Origin of the sequence: Algoriphagus sp. oki45 (genome assembly GCF_036245605.1) — a bacterium.
Lineage (GTDB): Bacteria > Bacteroidota > Bacteroidia > Cytophagales > Cyclobacteriaceae > Algoriphagus.
On sequence record NZ_BTPC01000018.1, the window covers coordinates 1 to 414 of the forward strand.

The window sequence follows — 414 nt, forward strand, 5'->3', positions numbered from 1 at the left end:
CAAATACCTGTTTCCGGTCAAGGCGATGAGCAAAGTCTTTCGCGCCAAGTATGTCAAAGCACTCAAGTCCCGAGTCATACCGGAGAAGGAATTGATCGATCAGCTCTTCAAAAAAGAGTGGGTAGTCTATGCCAAGCGGCCCTTTGGACATCCCAAAGCAGTCCTCGAATACCTGGGCAGGTATACCCACAAAGTAGCGATCTCCAATCACCGGATTCTGGACATTGGTCCAGCACAGACTAGGTTCAGCTACAAAGACTATCGTCAGGGAGCCCAAAAGTTGGAGATGAGTCTGGACAATCTGGAGTTTATCCGGCGATTCTCCATGCATATTCTGCCCAAAGGACTGGTTCGGATCCGACACTTTGGAATATTGGGAAGTTCGGCAAAGCAGCTCACCATTCCGCTAATCCA

At 49.3% G+C, this 414-nt stretch carries 1 protein-coding gene; it reads left to right on the plus strand.

Going from position 1 to position 414, the window contains the following annotated elements:
• Positions 1–414, plus strand: a 414-nt coding sequence (locus tag AAA942_RS20240) for an IS91 family transposase (protein WP_338222127.1), incomplete at both ends; no start/stop codon positions are given.